Source organism: Mesorhizobium sp. WSM4836 (assembly GCF_055811815.1).
Genome location: NZ_JBVVQF010000091.1, coordinates 1 through 557, shown reverse-complemented (window position 1 = coordinate 557; position 557 = coordinate 1). Strand labels below are relative to the sequence as shown.

Here is a 557-nt window from a genome sequence, read left to right as displayed (position 1 = left end):
CCGCATCAGATTGTAATTCATCGATATCTTCCTCAGCGGTAGCCGGCGGCCTCGTCATAGTTTTTGAAGTCGACCAGAGTGCCGAGCATCTGGAGGTAAGCGACCAGGGCATCCATCTCGGTGACCTGCTGCGGATTGCCATCGAAGTCACCGAGCTTGGCCTTCGGATACCGCGCTTCAAGACCGGATGTGTCGACGTTGGGATCGGCCTGCGCCATGAGATCGGCATTCGCGCTCGCGATCATTTCGTCGGAGTAAGGCACGCCCACACGGCTGTTCGCGATCAGGTGCGTAGAGAAGTCCTTCACCTCGATCCGCCCTTCCTTCAGGAACGCGTAGCTCGGCATGATCGACTCCGGCACCACGGAGCGCGGAGCCACAAGGTGCTGAACGTGCCATCCATTCGAATAGCGGTCGCCCACCCGCGCGAGGTCCGGTCCGGTGCGCTTCGATCCCCACTGGAACGGGTGGTCATACATTGACTCGGCCGCCAGGCTGTAATGCCCATAGCGCTCGACTTCGTCGCGGAACGGCCTGATCATCTGGCTATGGCAGAG

General features: G+C 60.3%; 1 protein-coding gene. It reads right to left on the bottom strand.

All coding sequences use genetic code 11. From position 1 onward, the window contains the following. Positions 1–32 precede the first annotated feature (32 nt). Positions 33–557 (bottom strand): cytochrome-c oxidase, cbb3-type subunit II (gene ccoO, locus AC0L2P_RS32220; protein ID WP_473507249.1); only part of this gene is annotated, 525 nt, incomplete at its 5' end.